Origin of the sequence: Stieleria sp. JC731 (assembly GCF_020966635.1) — a bacterium.
In the GTDB taxonomy this organism is placed as follows: domain Bacteria; phylum Planctomycetota; class Planctomycetia; order Pirellulales; family Pirellulaceae; genus Stieleria.
In genome coordinates, this window is record NZ_JAJKFQ010000005.1 from 303,791 (window position 1) to 321,129 (window position 17,339).

Consider the following 17,339-nt stretch of genomic DNA (forward strand, 5'->3'; position numbering starts at 1 on the left):
AGCAAAGCATCGTGGCTAGACTTCGGCCAGTGGTTGCGTCGCATCGCCAAACTGTTCTCGCTTGACACCCATCACATTCATCATGCTGAGGTACAGACGGCACATCTGCCGATTTGGATTGTTGGCATAGTCAAGATTCTGGCCACCCTTAATTTTCCCGCCTCCGCCACCGATCATGACGACCGGCAAACGAGTCGCATCATGCTGTCCGTTCCGCATGCTTGAACAAAGCATCAGCATCGAATTGTCTAACAGCGTGCGATCACCTTCTTCGATCGCATCCATGCGTTGGGCCAAGTAACGCATCTGTTCGAGAAAGAACTGATTGACTTTTAACCAGTCCTCCGTGTCGCTGTGCGACAACAGGTGGTGGATCATGTAGTCCACCCCCAGATGTGGGAACCGCAATGTTCCGTGATCGTTGTTCAGTTTCAGCGTGCAAACACGTGTGGTGTCGGTTTGAAAGGCAAGCACGAGGATGTCGCACATCAATCGCATGTGATCGACGATGTCTTGCGGATAGCCATCAGCCGGTCTTGGCATGGTCGGCTTCTGCGATGTGGGACGCCAACCCTGCAATTCCCCAAGTCGACTTGCGCGATCCAAGCGGGTTTCCACCTCGCGTACCGAATGCAGATACTCGTCAAGCTTTTGCTGGTCACGATGACTGATTCCGCGGCGAAAGTCTTTCGCGTCTTCCAAAACGGCGTCAAGCACGCTTCTGTCACCCTGTTCGGCCGAGTCTTTGAACAGTTGATCGAATGCCAACGCTGGGTACACCTCCAACGGTGTCGGCGTTGTCGGGCTGCTCCACGAAATGTGTGAGCTGTACAACATCGAATAGTTTTTATGCACCGACGGGTTCGACTTTTCACATCCTAAAACCAGACTTGGGAGTTTGGTTTTCTTACCCACGTGCTGTGCGACCACTTGGTCAACGCTGGTCCCCGAGCGAATCTTTCCGCCAGATGAAAGCGGCGCTCCCGAGAGGAGGTTTCCCGTTTGTGAGCTGTGGATATTTCCCTTCAACGCTTCCGCATTATAAAGCCCATTGATGAACACCATGCGGTCGCGGTAGTCCACTAGCGGATGGAGGACGCGTCCGAGTTTCATCTCCGCTCCCTGCCCCTCGGCCCACCATTCGGTCGAATGGTAGCCGCATCCGGAGAACAGGATTGCCATTCGTGTCGGTGCACTTTCTGTTGACGCCGGTTGGGACGGATCGTCACTCCAAACCGAACGTGATTCCATCCATGGCAATGCCATGCTAACGCCCAGCCCACGCAACATCGCGCGGCGATCAAAGGAGACCTGTGACATGGTTCAATCCAAATAGGCGGGTGATTGAGGAGGGGAGAAATCTGCACATCGAATCTGTCGAAACGGCTGGCTGGTGACGATTGATTCTATCGCAACACGGAACCGGTAGTCATTGTTTTTCAGCCGTTGTTGCATCTCATCGAGCAGGACTTCGTCGGAAAGCTGGACTGCACGTCCCAGGGCAAATCCCAATAGTTTTCTGCAAAATTGACGAACGAAGGCGTCTCGACGATCATGAAGTAAGTATTCGCGAAGCCCATTGATTCCATCCATTGCCGTTCCATCGGCAGCGACAGTCGCGGTGTCGACGGGGATTGGCCTGAGGCGGCCTATCGCATCGTACTGTTCAAGCGCGAAACCGAATGGGTCGATCAGTTCATGGCATTTGGCGCATTGTGGTGCAGCACTGTGCTGTTCGATCAACTCTCGAGCGCTCAGGTCTTTAGGCAGCTCTTCGGGAAGTTGCGGAACATCTGCGGGTGGGCGAGGGAGGCGTTCGCCAAGCAACGTTTCGAAAACATAGTTGCCACGCAAGATTGGGCTTGTCCGTGACGCTCCGGACTGGCTCGCCAATACCGTCGCCATGGCAAGAATACCGCCACGTCCTTGTTTCTGGACGCCGTCAAGACGGACCCATCCGTCGGTGTCGATATCTTCGATCCCATAGTGGGCAGCGAGTGAACGATTGACATACGCATAGTCCGCATCAAGGATCTCCAAGATCGAACCGTTGTTTCGGAATAGGTGTTCGAAAAAGAGAATCGTTTCTTCGTACATGTCGTGTCGAAGTGACGCGAACTCGGGATAAAGCTTTTCGTTCTTGTCGTCGTTCTCGCTAAAGTTCCGTAGGTGCAGCCATTGGCAGGCAAACTGGATCGCAAGCCTGCGGGTTTTTTCATCCGATAGCAGGCGGTCGATTTCGGCCCCAAGAGTTGCTGGGTTGCTGAGTTCTCCTGCGTTTGCAGAACGCATTAGTTTTTCGTCTGGCATCGACGACCAAAAGAAAAAGCTAAGGCGATTGGCATATTCGATTGCAGACACGTCCGCGGTGCCCGAACCTTCGGGCTGAACTTCACGTCGATACAAAAATGCCGGAGAAGCGAAGATCCGCGTGAGCAGTAGCTCGATCGCTTTCTCATGCGGCAAGTCTTCACCACGCAGTGACTGGTAGAGTTCGCTTAGGCCCCGTTGCTCGGGTTCCGAAAGTGGCCGACGCCATGCTTGCGAAGCCAGACGCAACGCAGAATCCACTTGCAGCGGTTCGAGATCGATTTGACGTTGCCGAAACTCGTTTGCTCGGCGAACAACATCTGGTTTTAAAGGGTCCCAAACCTTGACTAGGTCCGGTCGATCTTGCGTCGCAAATTCTCGTAGCTGTTCGAATGCGACTTCATAACGCAGAGGTTCTTGCGCCACGAAAAGCATTTCATCCCACATCTGATCAAGCGTTTTCTTCTGCTGATCGTCAAGCATTAAACGCTGAAGGTCGTCGTCTTGACGATAGTACAAACTGAGCGTCACCACTTCGTCGACCGGGACGATTCGCGAATAACAAACCAGGGGAGGAAAGCAATCGCAGAATAGATCAAATGCGTCTCGAACCGATTGTTGTTTTTGTCCTCGGGGATGAACGAGCACTGGGGTGGCAAGTGGCAACGAATTTGAATTGTGCGCAGCTAGTGCGACTTCGATACAGACACTTCCTTCTTTGCCAGCGGCGTCATGAAGGACTGCGTCTAGCTGCAGCGTCCTGCCTTGCGCAATCGATTGGGGAATGGTGAATGCTAATTTGGCCGGTGCTTGAACCACCAAGTCGTTCTTTCCGATCCCTTCAAGAGATTCGGATGATCCAAACCGCGAATCCGGAATCGAACGCTCGATCAGCTCATTCAGATTCCTTTTCTCGCTATTGAGTTCATCCGCATGCTGTTGTAGCCACTGGATTGATGCAAGCGGAACATCGACATCATTTTCGATCGTGATTCGAGGATTGCGTAGGATCACGATATCGGAATCGCTACCGTCATTCGCATCGGAGATCGTCAAGTGAATAGCGATGTCGGATTCAGGTTCTGCCGGCAATGCAAAATTAACTGACTGGTTTGTCAGAACCGGTGAAACTCTTTCCATCCAACGTTTCGGTTTTCCATCGCCGCCGACATGACCGATTGAATTGAATCGGAAGGTCGCTTGTTGCAGTGCTTTGACGGTCTTCAAAACTTGGTCAACATCGGCCTCGGAAAACTGTTTTGCGATTTGATTGACGATCACCCCGTTTTGAGGGTCCGTTCTTGATAATCGAGCCCAAAGAAAACCGAGGTATTGCGGATTCAAACTGTGGTGATCAGCGATGTCAAGAATCGACTGCTCGCCGGCACGCAAGTCCGTTTGCGACGCTTTTAGTGCGTGCAGATACTTTGCATAAGGAATCGCACCGCCTTCGTTGGGCACAGACCCTGCGCCACTGACCTGCATTTCGACATTTGAAAACTCGGTGAAATTTAGGTAGAAGTCGCGGATATCTTGAACACGTTCGTCGGTCCAGTCGCGGCGTGAAGTGAACTCCGAAAAATCGATCCCTTGAGGCGTCAGGACGGCGTGGGACGCGATAAGTCTTGCCGCGTCTAAGTATTTCGATACCAATGCCGGAGACATCGCTTGAGCTTCGCCGGTATTGATAAAGCCTTCTCCTGCGGCACCATCGACGGGGAATTCCGCGGTCGGATTCAAACTGGAAACGCCTGTCAGGTCGCCGATGGTGTAGCGATATTCTTCATTGTTGAGACGTCGAAGCATCACCGGGCCAGGGTCGCCTGCATTAGCCTTTGCGGCGGATCGCAGATACTGTTCAACCCACGACAAGAGCAGTCGATGTTCGTCGTCGCTTAATGGTTCGGCATCTTTAGGAGGCATTTGATGACTGCGAATCATTGCTCGCGTCTTGACCCAAACGCTGTTCTCGCGTGAAACGTCTCGCGATTCATTGAACTGTGACAGGTCGATATCGGCTTCTGCATTGTCGCTTGAGTGACAGTCGATGCATGCACGATGAAGGATGGGGCGAATGTCGTGTGCAAAGTCCGGTAGGTCGGTCTGCGTTTCGTCAGCGATTGCCGTACTAGCGGAAAGGACTGCGGCGAACAGCAAAGTGATTTTGGCAAGTGGTGACATCGGACAACGGTAGATAGAAGTGTTGCGATGGGCGATCTGTTTCGACAATCGCGAACGCATCAAAAGAAAAACGCCGTGCATCATTATGCACGGCGCCGGCGTCGATGATGTTGTCGCCGAAGCGATATTCAGCAACAAGAGGAAAACAATTCAGCTGAATGTCTTACGCGGTGCCAAGATCCAGGCGGCCGTCGGAGTCACCGAATTGTGTGACGGGAACGCCCATCAGGTTTAACATCGAAACATAAAGGTTTGACATCGGTTGCTTTTCAGCTTGATAGTACCGGCCGGTTGTAACCTTTCCACCGCCGTGTCCCGCCATGATGACGGGAAGGTTTTCATGGGTGTGTCGGTTGCCGTCAGCGATCGCACCGCCGTAGATGATCATCGAATTGTGAAGCAGGCTATTCCCATCGACGTCTTCGGTCTGTCGCATCTTTTCAAGGAACCGTGCAAAGTGCTCGATGTAGAACTGGTCAATTCGAGCCACTTTTTCAGCGAGCTTTTCATCACGTTGGCTATGGGTTAGCCAGTGGTGTCCTTCGGGGATGCCCAGTTGCGGGAATGTCCGATTGCTACCGTCGTAGGCCAGCAACAATGTCGCGACTCGCGTCGAATCGGTTTGAAAAGCCAAGTGCAACATGTCGTACATCAGCGTCATGTAGTCGCCAAAGTCACGAGGGATTCCCGCGGGGGCGTCTTGGTCTGTTTCTGGAGGATCTTTGAAGCGTTCGGCGGCCTCGATGCGTCGTTCCATGTCACGGACGACCGAAAAGTATTCGTCAAATTTTCGGCTGTCGGCAGCAGCAAGCTGTCGTTGTACGTCGCGGCCTTCTTCTAAAACGAAATCGAGCACGCTCTTTTTCGTTGCTAATCGGGCTTCGTAGTTCTGCTTTCGATCGTTGGCAGTGCCCGCACCGAATAGTCTTTCGAACACAAGCCTGGGATTCGCTTCGGGCGTGACCGGAGTTGAGGGCGAACTCCACGCGAGGTTGTATTGGTATGCACACGCATATCCTGAGTCACAGCTGCCGGAGTTTCGGATCAGGTCCGATGTCAGCTCCAGCGATGGCATTCGGGTGACCGAACCGAAAGCTTGCGCGGCGACTTGGTCAACCGAGATCCCGCATTGGATGTCGCTGCCGGATGTCTTACGGGCTCGCAGGCCGGTTAGGAATGTGGCGTTTGCACGGGCATGGTCACCCGCCCCGTCTGGACCCGCCGTGGCATTGATATGGTCCAGGCCGCTGATCACTTGCAGATCCGATTTCAGCCCTTCGAGCGGCTTCATCGTTTCGTTGAGCTGGTAATCCTCTGTCGGGAACCAGTTTTCTTGCTGCACACCATTGGGAATCGACATGAATGCCATCCGCAGTGGTGCACCGGTGGAGGTGACTGCACCGGCGGAAGGAGTCGCTTCGAACGCCGCTGCACTGCTTGCCTTTAGCGAGACGAGTGCCGGCAACGCGACCGACAAGCCGCTTCCGCGCAGGAATCCACGTCGACTGAAAGTTGGTTTCTGTCCGTGACTCATGGCGACTCTCCACTCGCTTGAATTTCGTTTGATGAAATGGTTTGTTGATCTGTGCTGGTCAGTCGTTGTTTTTGAAATGGCGCCGACTCGATCACCGCTTTGACCAGGACACTAAATTTGCCATCGTTCTGCCGAAGCTTTTCAACGATTTGGTCCACGGTGTGTTCGTCGGTGTATTCCATACCGCGTCCAATGGCGAACACCAAAAGCTTTTCCGTAACGCAGCGATAGAAATCGTCCGCATGATTTTCACGTAACAGCTTTTTTAGCTCGCGAATATCGCTAAACGTTTCTCCGGTGACCAATTCACCTTGGGGTTCGATGGGTGATCCGTTATCGGAATCTCTCCACATTCCTAGGGCGTCAAAGTTTTCCAGAGCGAGACCGATCGGGTCCATTCGCGCGTGGCACGAAGCACATAACGCGTCTTCACGGTGGACCGCCAATAGTTCACGCAAGGTCGGTTCGCGTCCGTCGAAGCGATCCGCTGATTCCTCCAGTTCGGGTACGACACCCGGTGCCGGTGGGGCGGGGGTACCCAAAATGTTATCGAGGATAAATAGCCCGCGTTTGACAGGTGAGGTGCGTGTCGGATTGGAAGTCACCATCAACATGGAAGCTTGCGTCAGCAATCCGCCTCGGGGGCTGTCTTCTGGCAGTTCGACACGACGCATCTTTTCACCTTTGACGCCTTCGATGCCATAGTGGTCCGCCAGTTTCGGATCCAGGAACGTGTAGTCACAGTCCAGCAGATCCAACAGGCTGACTTCGTTGCGGATGACGTATTCGACGAATTCCTCTGTCTCGCGCCGGATCGAACGTTTTAGGTCATCGTCAATGCGGTCGACTTGTCGTCGGATTTCGCGGAAGCGGTCCAGCTTGGCTTGGTCTTCATCGGACATCTCTCCCCGTCGCCGAAAGAATCCACGGGGCAGCGTTTTGAACCATTCACGAAGCTCTTCGAGTTCTTCCGAATAGCCGAGGATCACGTTCGCATCAACATTGGCATTGACGACGTCTCGCGTTCGCAACCATTGTCCGACAAAGTTTCGGATAAAGGCGTCGGCCCGTTTGTCAGCCAACATTCGGTCGACTTGCGACTCCAGGTTTTCACGCAGTTTTCCTTGTTCGGCCAGCTCAACCAGTTCGTTATCCGGCATCGAAGACCACAGAAAGTACGACAGCCGTGAGGCGAGCGAAAGTTCGTCGACCAACGCATATCGCGAAGACGGATCGTCCGAAGCTGCCGATTCAATTCGAAACAGGAATCGCGGCGATGCCAGGACGGCGACGATCGCTCGACTGATGCCGGATTCGAAAGTTGTCTCGGGCTGCGAGTAGACTGCTTCGGCTAGGCTGACCAGTCGATCGACCGTCTTGCGATCGACTTTGCCTCGGAAGGCGCGAGTTGCAAACCGTTCTAAAACTTCCGCCGCATATTGCCGTCGTTCCTCGGCTCCTTCTGGTGGTGAGTCACGAGTGAAAAAACGATCGTAATTTTGCGGGTGGACTAGCTCCTGGGTATCCAAGGGGCCTTCGATGCTGACACGATAGATTTCGAAATGAACGTGCGTGTTGCCTTCATCTTCGAGGTCATCTTCGTCGCTCGCATTGACGATCGGTTCGATTTGGAACGAGATCTTGTGATCGCCCGCATCCCAATCTTTGACCGAATCGAATTCCGTTAGCTTGTTTTCGTCCCAACCCAATTCGGACTCAAAGGCGAGTTCGTCGTCGATGCGGCAGATGACTTTGTAGCGAGCCGGGTCGAATTCGAAGGAACCGTGTTGCTTCGTTCCGATCGAAACGTTGTAGCGGCCGTTGTCTTTGATCGCGAATTGTCGGCTGACCGTTGTTTCTTTCTTTCCGTCAAGCGATCGCCCGTTGCGATTTGATCCTTTGTCGGAAGTCGTGAAGTCATGCCCGCGAAAGTCTTGTCTGGGAATGATTTTCGTAACGCGGGGTACGGCGCGTTCGGTAATCATTTCAGCCGCTTGAAGGTATTTGTCCAGCAGCAATGGCGAAACCATTAAGGCATCGGCGACGTTGTCAAAACCGTGACCTGAATCATCTGGTGGAAACAATAAGGTCTCGTCAAAGTCCACACCCATCAAAGATCGAACGGTGTTGCCGTATTCTTGGCGGTTCATCCGTCGAACGGTGATCGGTCCTGGATCGGGGTTTTCGGGGTCAATACCGAACGGTCCAAACTTGATCCAGCGATTGACCCGTGCGAGTTCCTCCGGCTTCAGCTTCGGAGATCCAACGGGAGGCATCACACCGGCGCGAAGATTTTTGACAACGTTCCACCACAGTTCTGGATCGGCGTTTGCTTCTTCGCCGGACGAGAATTGGTCGAGGACGAAGTTGCCTTCTCGTTCGCCATAGCCGTGGCAGTCGTAGCAGTAGTTCTGCAGAATCGGAACAATATCGCTTTCGTATGCCGCGATCGGATCCGATTCGATCGACGGCAATTCACCCGCGACACCACATTGTGGTTCGGTTGCAAACCATGTCATTGCGACTGCGGCCGCGATGGTAAATCGACTCATTCGCGATTCCATTTGCCGAAGGACCCAAGGTCGCTGAATTCGAACAATCGATTTCATCAGATTCAAGGCAGGGTAGGGTGGGTTCTGAGGTCATCCCAGAATTGGGTGGGGCGGCACCATTTAAACACAAAATATTGGCCGATGTTACGGCAAAATCATGCTCAAGACGGCAAACCGGACGCCATAGCATAAAATCGTTCGGTTGCGGTGACAAACGTGGTTTCTTCTATGCCGGAGAAATTAACAAGTCACCGATTCGCATGAGGCGAGCTGATCGGAAGCAACTTCATCGGAAGCTGCTAAATTGCAGTAGGAAGGACGCGAGCCCGACGTTTCATGGAGATAAGAATGGACGACTTGATTGTCTTCAACCAAGAATACGCCAGGCATCTGAAATCCGTCTCCCACCAGCTTTCCAAATCCATGACGATTTAGAATCGCAGCCTGGAAGCCCCGCCACCATACCGATGGCGGAACGAGTTGGTTGATACCACCACGTTGCAGGCCATATGCCTGATATAGATGACAATCGGGATCGCTGATCCGATGAACATCTGCAAGCCCGTAGGATGCGAATAGCTGTCCGTTGGATTGATTGTCCCCCATATGAACCAGAACAATTGTCACGCCCGACTTTTCGATCTGCTCTCGCTGTTCACTGATGTCGCCAAGTGCCTCACGACAGAAAGTGCAGCCCGCATGTCTTAGAAAAACTACCAAAACCGGTCGCTTTGCTGATAAAGACCCGATCGTTTCTCCATGCTGCGATTGGTAGTGCACGTTCAGTTCCTGCATGGTTCCGTTGGTCGGACCCGCCTCTGGACGATTTGCAATATCAAATGCCATGAACAAAATTGCAGCGAATGGAAAGAGCCAAATCAGATCATTGAATATGGTCAACAAGACCCAGTCCATTGACAGAGAACCGGTGGCAAGGTTCCAAGCGATACCGATCGGACCGAAGACTTTTCCTAGAAAGCCGACGAAGACGATGGGCCAGTGTCGGACCGGATCGCGCGACGCGATCGCATATCCGACGCCATAGACCCCCACAATCATCCCCACGCATTGCCAAATGAAGGGGTAAGTTGGAATTTCCAATTCCGCCCAATTGAAGAAATCGTCCGGGCGAAGCACCACCCAGGTCCCCCAAGCCAAGTTGTAAACCGCAGCAGCGATCAAAACCGATTTTGCCCAACTGGCGGATTTGTCTTGTCGTGCAATCGGACGTGTTTGATTCGGATTCAAGGCATAGCTCGATTCGAGGGGGCTCTGTCAAACAGGGTTGCTGCGTCAGCCACTATTAACCGCGTATCTTCTAATTGCAAAACAGGAATTCTATCCTCGAAAGTCCAGGCTGACGAATCAGCAAATCGCCAGTCGACTAGATTGTCGCGGCGGATTGTCATTGCGAAGAAGCATGCATAGGCTGACCGGAACGCGACGATGTTCGGTGGAAGTCTTTGTCACAGAATTGTTGCGAAAGCGTTTGCGGCATTTCCGAAGTCCGCATCTGCCCTAGTGCTTCGTTCCAACTCGATTTTAGGATTAGCCGTATGGCGGCAGCCACGGTTTGAGTGCAATAACCGGGGCTAACGCCCGTCGGCTGATAGTCCGAACAAAACACCTTCAAGATCTTGCTTCATGTTGGCACATTCCATTGAACATCGCGTCCGCTACGATGAGTGTGATCCGATGGGGTTTGTTCATCACAGTGTCTACCTCCAGTATTTTGAAATTGGACGCACCGAATTGCTGCGTGCAAGCGGAGGCCGGTATCGTGATATGGAAGACGAGGGCCTGTTAGTTGTCGTTGTTAACGTCAACTGTCGTTACCACAGGCCTGCAAAATATGATGACCTCGTTCAGATCGAGACTCGGATCGCGAAAGTAACGGCTGGGAAAATCATCCACGAATATCTCGTTTCACGCGAAGGCGAGAAACTGGTCTCAGCCGAAGTCACCTTGGCCGTCATCGATCGGCAGGGTCAGGTTCAACGTGTCCCGCAAAGCCTGCGTGACCAGTATCAGCAAGATCAAGAAGCGTCATCCTGAGGTCGCGATCGCGGACTGTGATTTCGCTAGTGCCCGTCGTGCGATCATGCGTTTGACGACAACGTCAACGATGACGCCTGCAAGAATCACGATTCCGATGATCGCAAATTCAAGCTTGGTGCTGATACCCAAAATGTTGATCGCGTTGTAAAGCACACGCATCACCGCGGCACCGATCACAACGCCTAGGATATTGCCTTCACCGCCACGCAAGCTACAACCGCCCAGCACCGCTGCCGCGATGGCGTAAAGTTCATAGAATTCGCCAAACCCCGACGGTTGGACGGAGTTTACGTCCAGCGAAAACAGAATGCCTCCCAGGCCTGCCGCCAGTGAGCAGAGGACATAAGCGACAACGACCATTCGCTTGGTGTTGATCCCGCTGTACCGTGCCGCTTCTTCGTTGCTGCCCAGTGCCAGCAGATAGCGGCCGTAAACGGTGCGATTGAGGAATACGCTTGCCAAGAACGCAAGCCCGATCATCAGCAACATGGGAGTCGGGACCATCGTCGTGACCAAGTCTGTTTGGCCAAGCAACGCGAGCACTCCGAAAACAATCATAGGCAGCGCAAGTGACCGACTGGTGGCGTTTGACGAGCTTCCTGATTGGATCATCCAGCCGATCGATCCGATCACCATCGCGACGACGAAAAACTCGATCAGCATCACTGCGGTTTTCAATGTCCCACCCGTGATCGTGACTGCTCCGACACGCCACATGTCTTCCGGTGCGGCGTCGCGAAACAACGGCACGACAAACCAAATGCTTAGCCCCAGCAATACCAACGATACCAAAACGGAAATTAACGGCCCGGTGATTCGTTTTGCGTTCGTCTTGAATGCAGCTCCGACGAATGCGATCAATGCGGGAATGAACAGCAGCGTCGCCGCGTACTGCATGATCATCGCTGGCAGTTTGGTTCCGTCCGGTGTCGCGGTGACCCGAATGCCGCGAATCTGATACTCCCCAATAGGCAGTAGGACGGGGCCTTCGCCCGTTTCCCAACCGAGCCAAAAACGCGAACTCCCCGTGATGGCGAGAAACAATCCGACTAGTGGCAGCGACCAGCGCTGGATCTGATTGGAAACCGAGGAAGCGTCAGGTCTCGGAACGAAACGGAATGCTTTCCAGATGCCAACAACCAGCAAGGCAATACCGAGGATCGCTAGCATGGTTGCCCAGCTAGCAGGTTTGCCCGTTGCCAGCAAACGCAAGCTGTTGTCATAGCTTTGACCGTACCCCAACGTCTGGTCATCGGTCAGCCATCTTGAAAAGCCTCGATAGAAAAGCAGCCCGCAAAGGGTGACCACAAATGGTTGTAGATCCAGCCTGGTAATCAACAACCCATGCAGTAATCCGATTGCGGCGGAAACGACAAGTACCGTGGCGATGGATGCCAACGGCGATAGTCCATGGTCCACGACCAGCATCGGAAGTAGGCATGCGACGAGACCGACGACGGATCCGATCGATAGATCAATACCTCCGGTAATGATCACGAACGAGACTCCGATCGACAGGATGCCAAACAAGGCGCTCCAACGCGTGATGTTGTTCAGGTTGCCCTGTCCAACAAAACTGTCGTTCAAAATTGTCGTGAACAAGCAGACGAAGATCAGCAGTCCAAAGATTCCAAGCACTTTATTCATCTGATACTCCGACGCTGACACCTGTTGCCAAATTCATGATGCGTTCTTCGGTAATTTCTTCGCCGGATAAATCGCCAGTCATCTTTCCTTCGTGCATGACCAATGTGCGGTCACTCAGGGCAATGATTTCTTCCATCTCGCTAGAAACGAATAAGACTGCCAGGCCCTCAGATGCGAGCGATTCCATCAGTCGATAGATTTCTTCTTTGGCACCGATATCGATACCACGTGTCGGCTCATCAAGCATGAGTACCTTGGGACGCAATGCCAGCCATTTCCCCAGCACCACTTTCTGTTGATTGCCGCCAGACAGGTAGCGAACGACCTGTTCCGACGAAGGCGTCTTGATTGCCAATCGGTCAATCGAACCATCGGTGTCGGTGGTTTCTTGTTGAAAGTTGATCCACAGACCCGATCGAGCGTGTTCTTTGATGCTTGCCAGCGAGATGTTCGGTTTGACACCGAAGTCGATGACCAAGCCTTGTGTTTTTCGGTCTTCTGGGACCAGTCCTAATCCATTTCCAATGGCATCCGATGGCGAATTGATGCGGACCTCTTTGCCATCGACTTCAATTTTGCCGCCAAGGGATTCCGTCACACCAAAGAGACAACGTAGCAGTTCGCTGCGTCCTGCGCCGACAAGCCCGGCAATCCCAAGCAGTTCACCTGGACGGATATCAAAACTGATCTTTTCTGTCGGGTGCTCTGGGACGATAAAGTCTTTGACTGAAAGCACCGCCGGACGATCGTTTAATTCGGCGCGCTGGGTGCGATTGTAGAAACGCGAAACGTCACGCCCGACCATGCGGCTGACCATCGCGTCGTGGGTGATTTCGTCGTGGTTCAAGTTGCCTGCGTTTTCTCCATCACGCATCACGACGACTCGATCGGCTAGACGTTCGACTTCGGCCAAACGGTGTGAGATGTAGATCACACTCACCCCGCGATCACGAAGTGCTTCGACGACTTCGAACAGTGCTTCGGCTTCACGCTGCGAAAGACTGCTGGTCGGTTCATCCATAATCAGGACGCGAGCATCAATGGAAAGCGCCTTTGCGATTTCCACCATCTGCTGTTTACCGATCGTCAGTCCTCGCAAAAGGGTTTGTGGTGAAACGTCAAGGCCGACGTCGTCAAGATAGCGTTTTGCCTGCTCGTTGATTTTCGAGCGATGGATCAAGCCAAATCGAGTCGGCTCGCGACCCAAAAAGATATTGGCACCGACCGTCAAGTTCTCAGCGAGGTTCAACTCTTGATGGATCAGCGCGATGCCCCGGTCGATCGCGTCCGATACACCAGAAAAGTCCACCGGTTTGCCGTCGATTAGAATCTCGCCCGAGTCTGCAGGTTGCACACCGGCGAGGATCTTCATCAAAGTGCTCTTTCCGGCACCGTTTTCCCCTACGATCGCAAGGACTTCACCGCGATTGAGTTGCAGATCGACTTGGTGCAACGCGCGCACACCGGGAAATCGTTTGCTCAACGAACGCACTTCCAACAGCGGCGTCTGTGACTCCGGCATGTCTGGTTGGTCGACGTTTCTTTGATCGTTCACGGGACGCTGTGTTAAGTGCAAGTCTGAGAAGTAGGCATCACGCGATAGGGCGTGCACGTCATTTGCTGTCCCATCCGAAGTCGCATTGGCCACGTACGGCGTATCCTTGTCTTCGCCTAAGGTCTGTCCGATGCCGTTGGATGATTGTTCCGGCAGGCCGATTTGTGGCTATCGATTTTTGACGAGGAAGAAGCAACGCATGGACTGGCAGGTTCTTTCCTACTTTGCCCCTGCCTCATCTCCGGTCAACGATTTCAACTCGTCCCAGAACTCTTGCACGTTGTCTTGGCGGATTGACCGAGCGGGAATGTCAAGGAACCCTCCTTCGGGAAGCGCTGTTTCGTCGCCCGCGGCGAGCTTCGACAGCATCTCGACAGACTTGTATCCATATTGATATGGGTTCTGAACGATCGTGCCGTGGCAATCACCGCTAACGATGGCTTGCAAAGTTCGGTCGTCTTCGTCGAAACCAACCACTTTGATTTCACCGAGTTTTCCTGCGCCGCTGATGGCTTCCAGAATGTTGGGTGGGTTGTAAGCGAACAGTCCGACCATGCAACCGATCTCGGGATACTTGACAATGGCATCTTCCGCCAAACTCTTTGCCTTGGCGAAGTCGAAATCGTCTGTACGTGTATCAAGGATTCTGTACTTGTCGCCTTTCAAAACCGCATCGGCCGCATCAAACGCTCGTTTGGGATCGTTAGAGCGATCGAGCAGTTCATCAATCACGCCTTGTCGTCGCTGGTCGGCATTGAGTTGCCCAAGTCGTCCGACGAAGATCATGACATCGCCGCCATCGGGCAAAGCTTCTTTGACGAGCTTGCCGCACATGCGTCCGGCGTCATAGTTGTTCATTCCGATGTAAGCCAATCGATTGGCGTCGGGCGCGTCGGAGTCTTGGGTGATCAAATTCGTTGATGCGGCAACTTCATTAAGAATGCTAGTTTGGTTTGCAGGGTCGATCGGGCTAACAGCGACGCCGTCAACGCCCAAGGAAATCAGCTCTTCTAAGGTTCGCTTCTGGTCCGCGGCTCCATCGGGCATGCGGATGGTGCATTCAACACCAAGGTCGCGGGCAGCTGCTTTGCATCCAGCTTCGGCGATCACCCAAAATGAAGCGATACCGTTGGTGACATAAGCCACTTTGATGTCGTCCCCATCGGCTTTTTTGATCGCGTTGGCCGCGTTCGTTTCGGCGAGTTCATTCTCTTGGTTGGAATCAACTTTTTCGATCTTGCAGCCGACTGCCATAGCCGCAACCAGAGCGATCAGCGACACGCGACCTGCCCACGATGAAGCACCGGCAATTGAATGGCGACGGAAAAACCTCAGACAGTTGCTCATGGCAGAAACCGAAACGGGGGGATGGCAGTGTGGCTGGGAAAGCCAGATTAACGGTGGCTTAAAGTGGCTTTTGGCAACCAAGCAGTGTAAGTGGGGAAACATTGTCCCGCAAGCGAACTGCCGCAGTCGGCGGGGCACCAATCCGGACCAGCCGCATAGGCTGCAAAGTCAATCCCGTCGGCAAAGTCACTGAGGACCGCAAAGTCAGAGAACCGTGATGGCAAAGTCCACCAGCGTTCCGCAACCGGCTGATGCGTTGAGGTTTAGCCAGTCGATATCGACACCCTAACGAGAGATCACTTTTCGCTCCGCAACCCCCTGGAAGCGAACGCGATTGATTCGTTGATCCCGGATACTGCGCAGACGCTGTAGAGTCGAGTTGAGTTTTCACACGGAATTGCCGTGGGACTCAAACGCCAAGTGAAATGCCCCGCACCATTTTGTTCGCAGGGAAAATCATCAGACGTCGACAGCGGCTAGAACACCAATCGCAACTCCCTGTTGGATAGCTCGGGGTACGGATCGGAAATCAATCGAATCATCCTCAACGCAGATAACGCAAGAGACCTAGGCCGTGAGTTCCACATCCCAAAATAGCAGTCATGCGATGGGGCCATCCCATTTCGCAACAGCGACAGCAACGGCTTACCGTCAAGCGAAACGCCCTTCCGAAGGCGTGGAGAGCATTGCGTATCGGCCGATGGAGGACGATGCTTTCGAAACGGTTTCGCGTCTGATTAGTGAGACTGCCCATGACATCCGTGCCCCGTTGTCGACGATCCGCGAGGCGGTGCGACTGGTCCGCGATGGAGACCTGGGACGCCTATCCCGAAGTCAACAAGAATGCTTAAGCGCGGCGATTGACCAGTGCAACTGCGCCAATCAGATGCTTGACGAGATGGTCCAATCTCGGCGCTTTGAAACCGGATTCGGGAATGTCTGTCGCACCTGGATCTCGATCGACCAGATTCGCCAGCAAGTCGAAGCGACGCTGCAACCTTGGGCGCTGCCTCGTGAGATCAAGCTGCTCTGGGATGGGCCGTTCGGACAGGACGTGCAGATTTATGCCGATCCAGTTTTGCTGCGTCGTTTGATCGTAAACTTGGCCAACAACGCGATTCGGGTCACCTCGGCCAACCAAGCTGTCTTGATTCGCGCGAACCGAGCCTACAATTCGCAGATGATGAATTGGTCCATCGTCGATCAAGGTCGTGGAATCACACCCCATGACTTGGAGATGATCGCGACCGGTCGTGCACCTACGCAAAGCGTGGGAGGCCTGGGGCTGCTGATTTGCCGACAGCTCGCAGCGGCACATTTTTCAAAGTTGCGAATCGAATCACGCGTCGGGACCGGTACCGCGGCAAGCTTTCAAACTCCTATGGGTGGCCCTTCGTCTGTCGCGGCAAACTTTGCACTTTGGCGAACCCAGTTAACGAAGACTCCGCCAAGCAATATCATGGAACAGGACGAGATGGTTTATCCAGTCGCCCCTGTTGGCACGCCCATCGAAAGGCAGTCCGCCGGAAACCGATCAAAACGCCCCGAGTCGATCGCCGCCCCTCGTCGAGTCAGAATCGACGTGCCCTCCCAGGCGGTCGACCTTGGCGTTGGGAACGTCAGCCCCGTTTTCCCGCATCACGTTTTCCTAACAACGGTCTCGGTCGGGGCCGCGGTAGCCGTCACCGCAGTTGGCGATTTTGAAAAGTTGTTGCAACGATCGCTGCGTGTGACCGAAATGGCGTATCGAACCGGCGGACGAAGTTGGGTGATCGCCTTCGATGCGGACGCAAACGCCGCTCAGGCACGTCGAAGCGATATAGAGCGGCTGGCAGAAATGGAAGAGCTTAACACGCTACGTTTGCGTTGGAGCAACGGTGTCGTGATCAGCAGCGCAATTACGGATGAATTGGCCGTCAAGATGTCATCGATGTTGGCTGACATGATGGTCCGGCAGACGCTCTATGACAGCCAGCAAGCGGTCACGGATCCGAATACGGATCTGGATGGAAATCCGGTCACGGGTGAATCGACCATTCCGTCAAGCCGGCTGCAACGCGAAGTCAACTATCTGCGTGGCCAATGGATGTAACAGCTGAATTGTTTTCAGCTGTTACTACTCGCTCGTTGAAACAGCCATGTAGTTCACCATTGT

10 protein-coding genes are annotated in these 17,339 nt (G+C 53.5%); 2 read left to right on the forward strand and 8 right to left on the reverse strand.

The genetic code is table 11. The annotated features are described in order from the left end of the window. Positions 1 to 15: 15 nt before the first annotated feature. The 5 genes from LOC67_RS12285 to LOC67_RS12305 form a co-directional block, all read right to left on the reverse strand. Positions 16 to 1,320, reverse strand: coding sequence for a DUF1552 domain-containing protein (locus LOC67_RS12285; RefSeq protein WP_230262899.1), 1,305 nt, complete (start codon positions 1,318 to 1,320; stop codon positions 16 to 18). A gap of 3 nt (positions 1,321 to 1,323) precedes the next feature. After that, positions 1,324 to 4,539, reverse strand: coding sequence for a DUF1592 domain-containing protein (locus LOC67_RS12290; RefSeq protein WP_230262900.1), 3,216 nt, complete (start codon positions 4,537 to 4,539; stop codon positions 1,324 to 1,326). A 115-nt stretch (positions 4,540 to 4,654) separates the two neighbouring features. Beyond that, positions 4,655 to 6,025, reverse strand: coding sequence for a DUF1552 domain-containing protein (locus LOC67_RS12295; protein ID WP_230262901.1), 1,371 nt, complete (start codon positions 6,023 to 6,025; stop codon positions 4,655 to 4,657). After that, a complete protein-coding gene (locus tag LOC67_RS12300) occupies positions 6,022 to 8,577 on the reverse strand; it encodes a DUF1592 domain-containing protein (protein ID WP_230262902.1) in 2,556 nt (851 codons plus the stop codon). Before LOC67_RS12300 ends, LOC67_RS12295 begins: the two co-directional genes overlap by 4 nt. Positions 8,578 to 8,817: 240 nt before the next feature. Further along, positions 8,818 to 9,825, reverse strand: coding sequence for a peroxiredoxin-like family protein (locus LOC67_RS12305; protein WP_230262903.1), 1,008 nt, complete (start codon positions 9,823 to 9,825; stop codon positions 8,818 to 8,820). A gap of 396 nt (positions 9,826 to 10,221) precedes the next feature. On the opposite strand from LOC67_RS12305, the gene LOC67_RS12310 reads away from it, so the two are divergent. Beyond that, positions 10,222 to 10,632, forward strand: a complete 411-nt coding sequence (locus LOC67_RS12310; RefSeq protein WP_230262904.1) for an acyl-CoA thioesterase — start codon at positions 10,222 to 10,224, stop codon at positions 10,630 to 10,632. On the opposite strand, the gene LOC67_RS12315 is transcribed toward LOC67_RS12310, so the two are convergent. The 3 genes from LOC67_RS12315 to LOC67_RS12325 all read right to left on the reverse strand — a co-directional run bounded on the left by LOC67_RS12315 (position 10,624) and on the right by LOC67_RS12325 (position 15,184). Further along, positions 10,624 to 12,282, reverse strand: coding sequence for an ABC transporter permease subunit (locus LOC67_RS12315; RefSeq protein ID WP_230262905.1), 1,659 nt, complete (start codon positions 12,280 to 12,282; stop codon positions 10,624 to 10,626). The two genes, LOC67_RS12310 and LOC67_RS12315, sit on opposite strands and share 9 nt — an antisense overlap. After that, a complete protein-coding gene (locus LOC67_RS12320) occupies positions 12,275 to 13,804 on the reverse strand; it encodes a sugar ABC transporter ATP-binding protein (RefSeq protein ID WP_261366917.1) in 1,530 nt (509 codons plus the stop codon). The genes LOC67_RS12315 and LOC67_RS12320 overlap by 8 nt, the downstream gene beginning before the upstream one ends. A gap of 252 nt (positions 13,805 to 14,056) precedes the next feature. After that, on the reverse strand, positions 14,057 to 15,184 hold the full coding sequence (locus LOC67_RS12325; protein WP_230262907.1) for a sugar-binding protein: 1,128 nt from the start codon (positions 15,182 to 15,184) through the stop codon (positions 14,057 to 14,059). Between the two features lie 574 nt (positions 15,185 to 15,758). Between LOC67_RS12325 and LOC67_RS12330 the strand changes: the two genes are divergently transcribed. After that, positions 15,759 to 17,276: a sensor histidine kinase gene (locus tag LOC67_RS12330; RefSeq protein ID WP_230262908.1), complete on the forward strand. Its 1,518-nt coding sequence runs from the start codon at positions 15,759 to 15,761 to the stop codon at positions 17,274 to 17,276. Positions 17,277 to 17,339: the final 63 nt, after the last annotated feature.

Bases quoted from the DNA above. Each gene is read 5' to 3' on its own strand.
- LOC67_RS12285 (WP_230262899.1), bottom strand. From the start codon at position 1,320: ATGTCACAGGTCTCCTTTGATCGCCGCGCGATGTTGCGTGGGCTGGGC.
- LOC67_RS12295 (WP_230262901.1), bottom strand. From the start codon at position 6,025: ATGAGTCACGGACAGAAACCAACTTTCAGTCGACGTGGATTCCTGCGC.
- LOC67_RS12300 (WP_230262902.1), bottom strand. From the start codon at position 8,577: ATGAGTCGATTTACCATCGCGGCCGCAGTCGCAATGACATGGTTTGCA.
- LOC67_RS12310 (WP_230262904.1), top strand. From the start codon at position 10,222: ATGTTGGCACATTCCATTGAACATCGCGTCCGCTACGATGAGTGTGAT.
- LOC67_RS12315 (WP_230262905.1), bottom strand. From the start codon at position 12,282: ATGAATAAAGTGCTTGGAATCTTTGGACTGCTGATCTTCGTCTGCTTG.
- LOC67_RS12320 (WP_261366917.1), bottom strand. From the start codon at position 13,804: ATGCCGGAGTCACAGACGCCGCTGTTGGAAGTGCGTTCGTTGAGCAAA.
- LOC67_RS12325 (WP_230262907.1), bottom strand. From the start codon at position 15,184: ATGAGCAACTGTCTGAGGTTTTTCCGTCGCCATTCAATTGCCGGTGCT.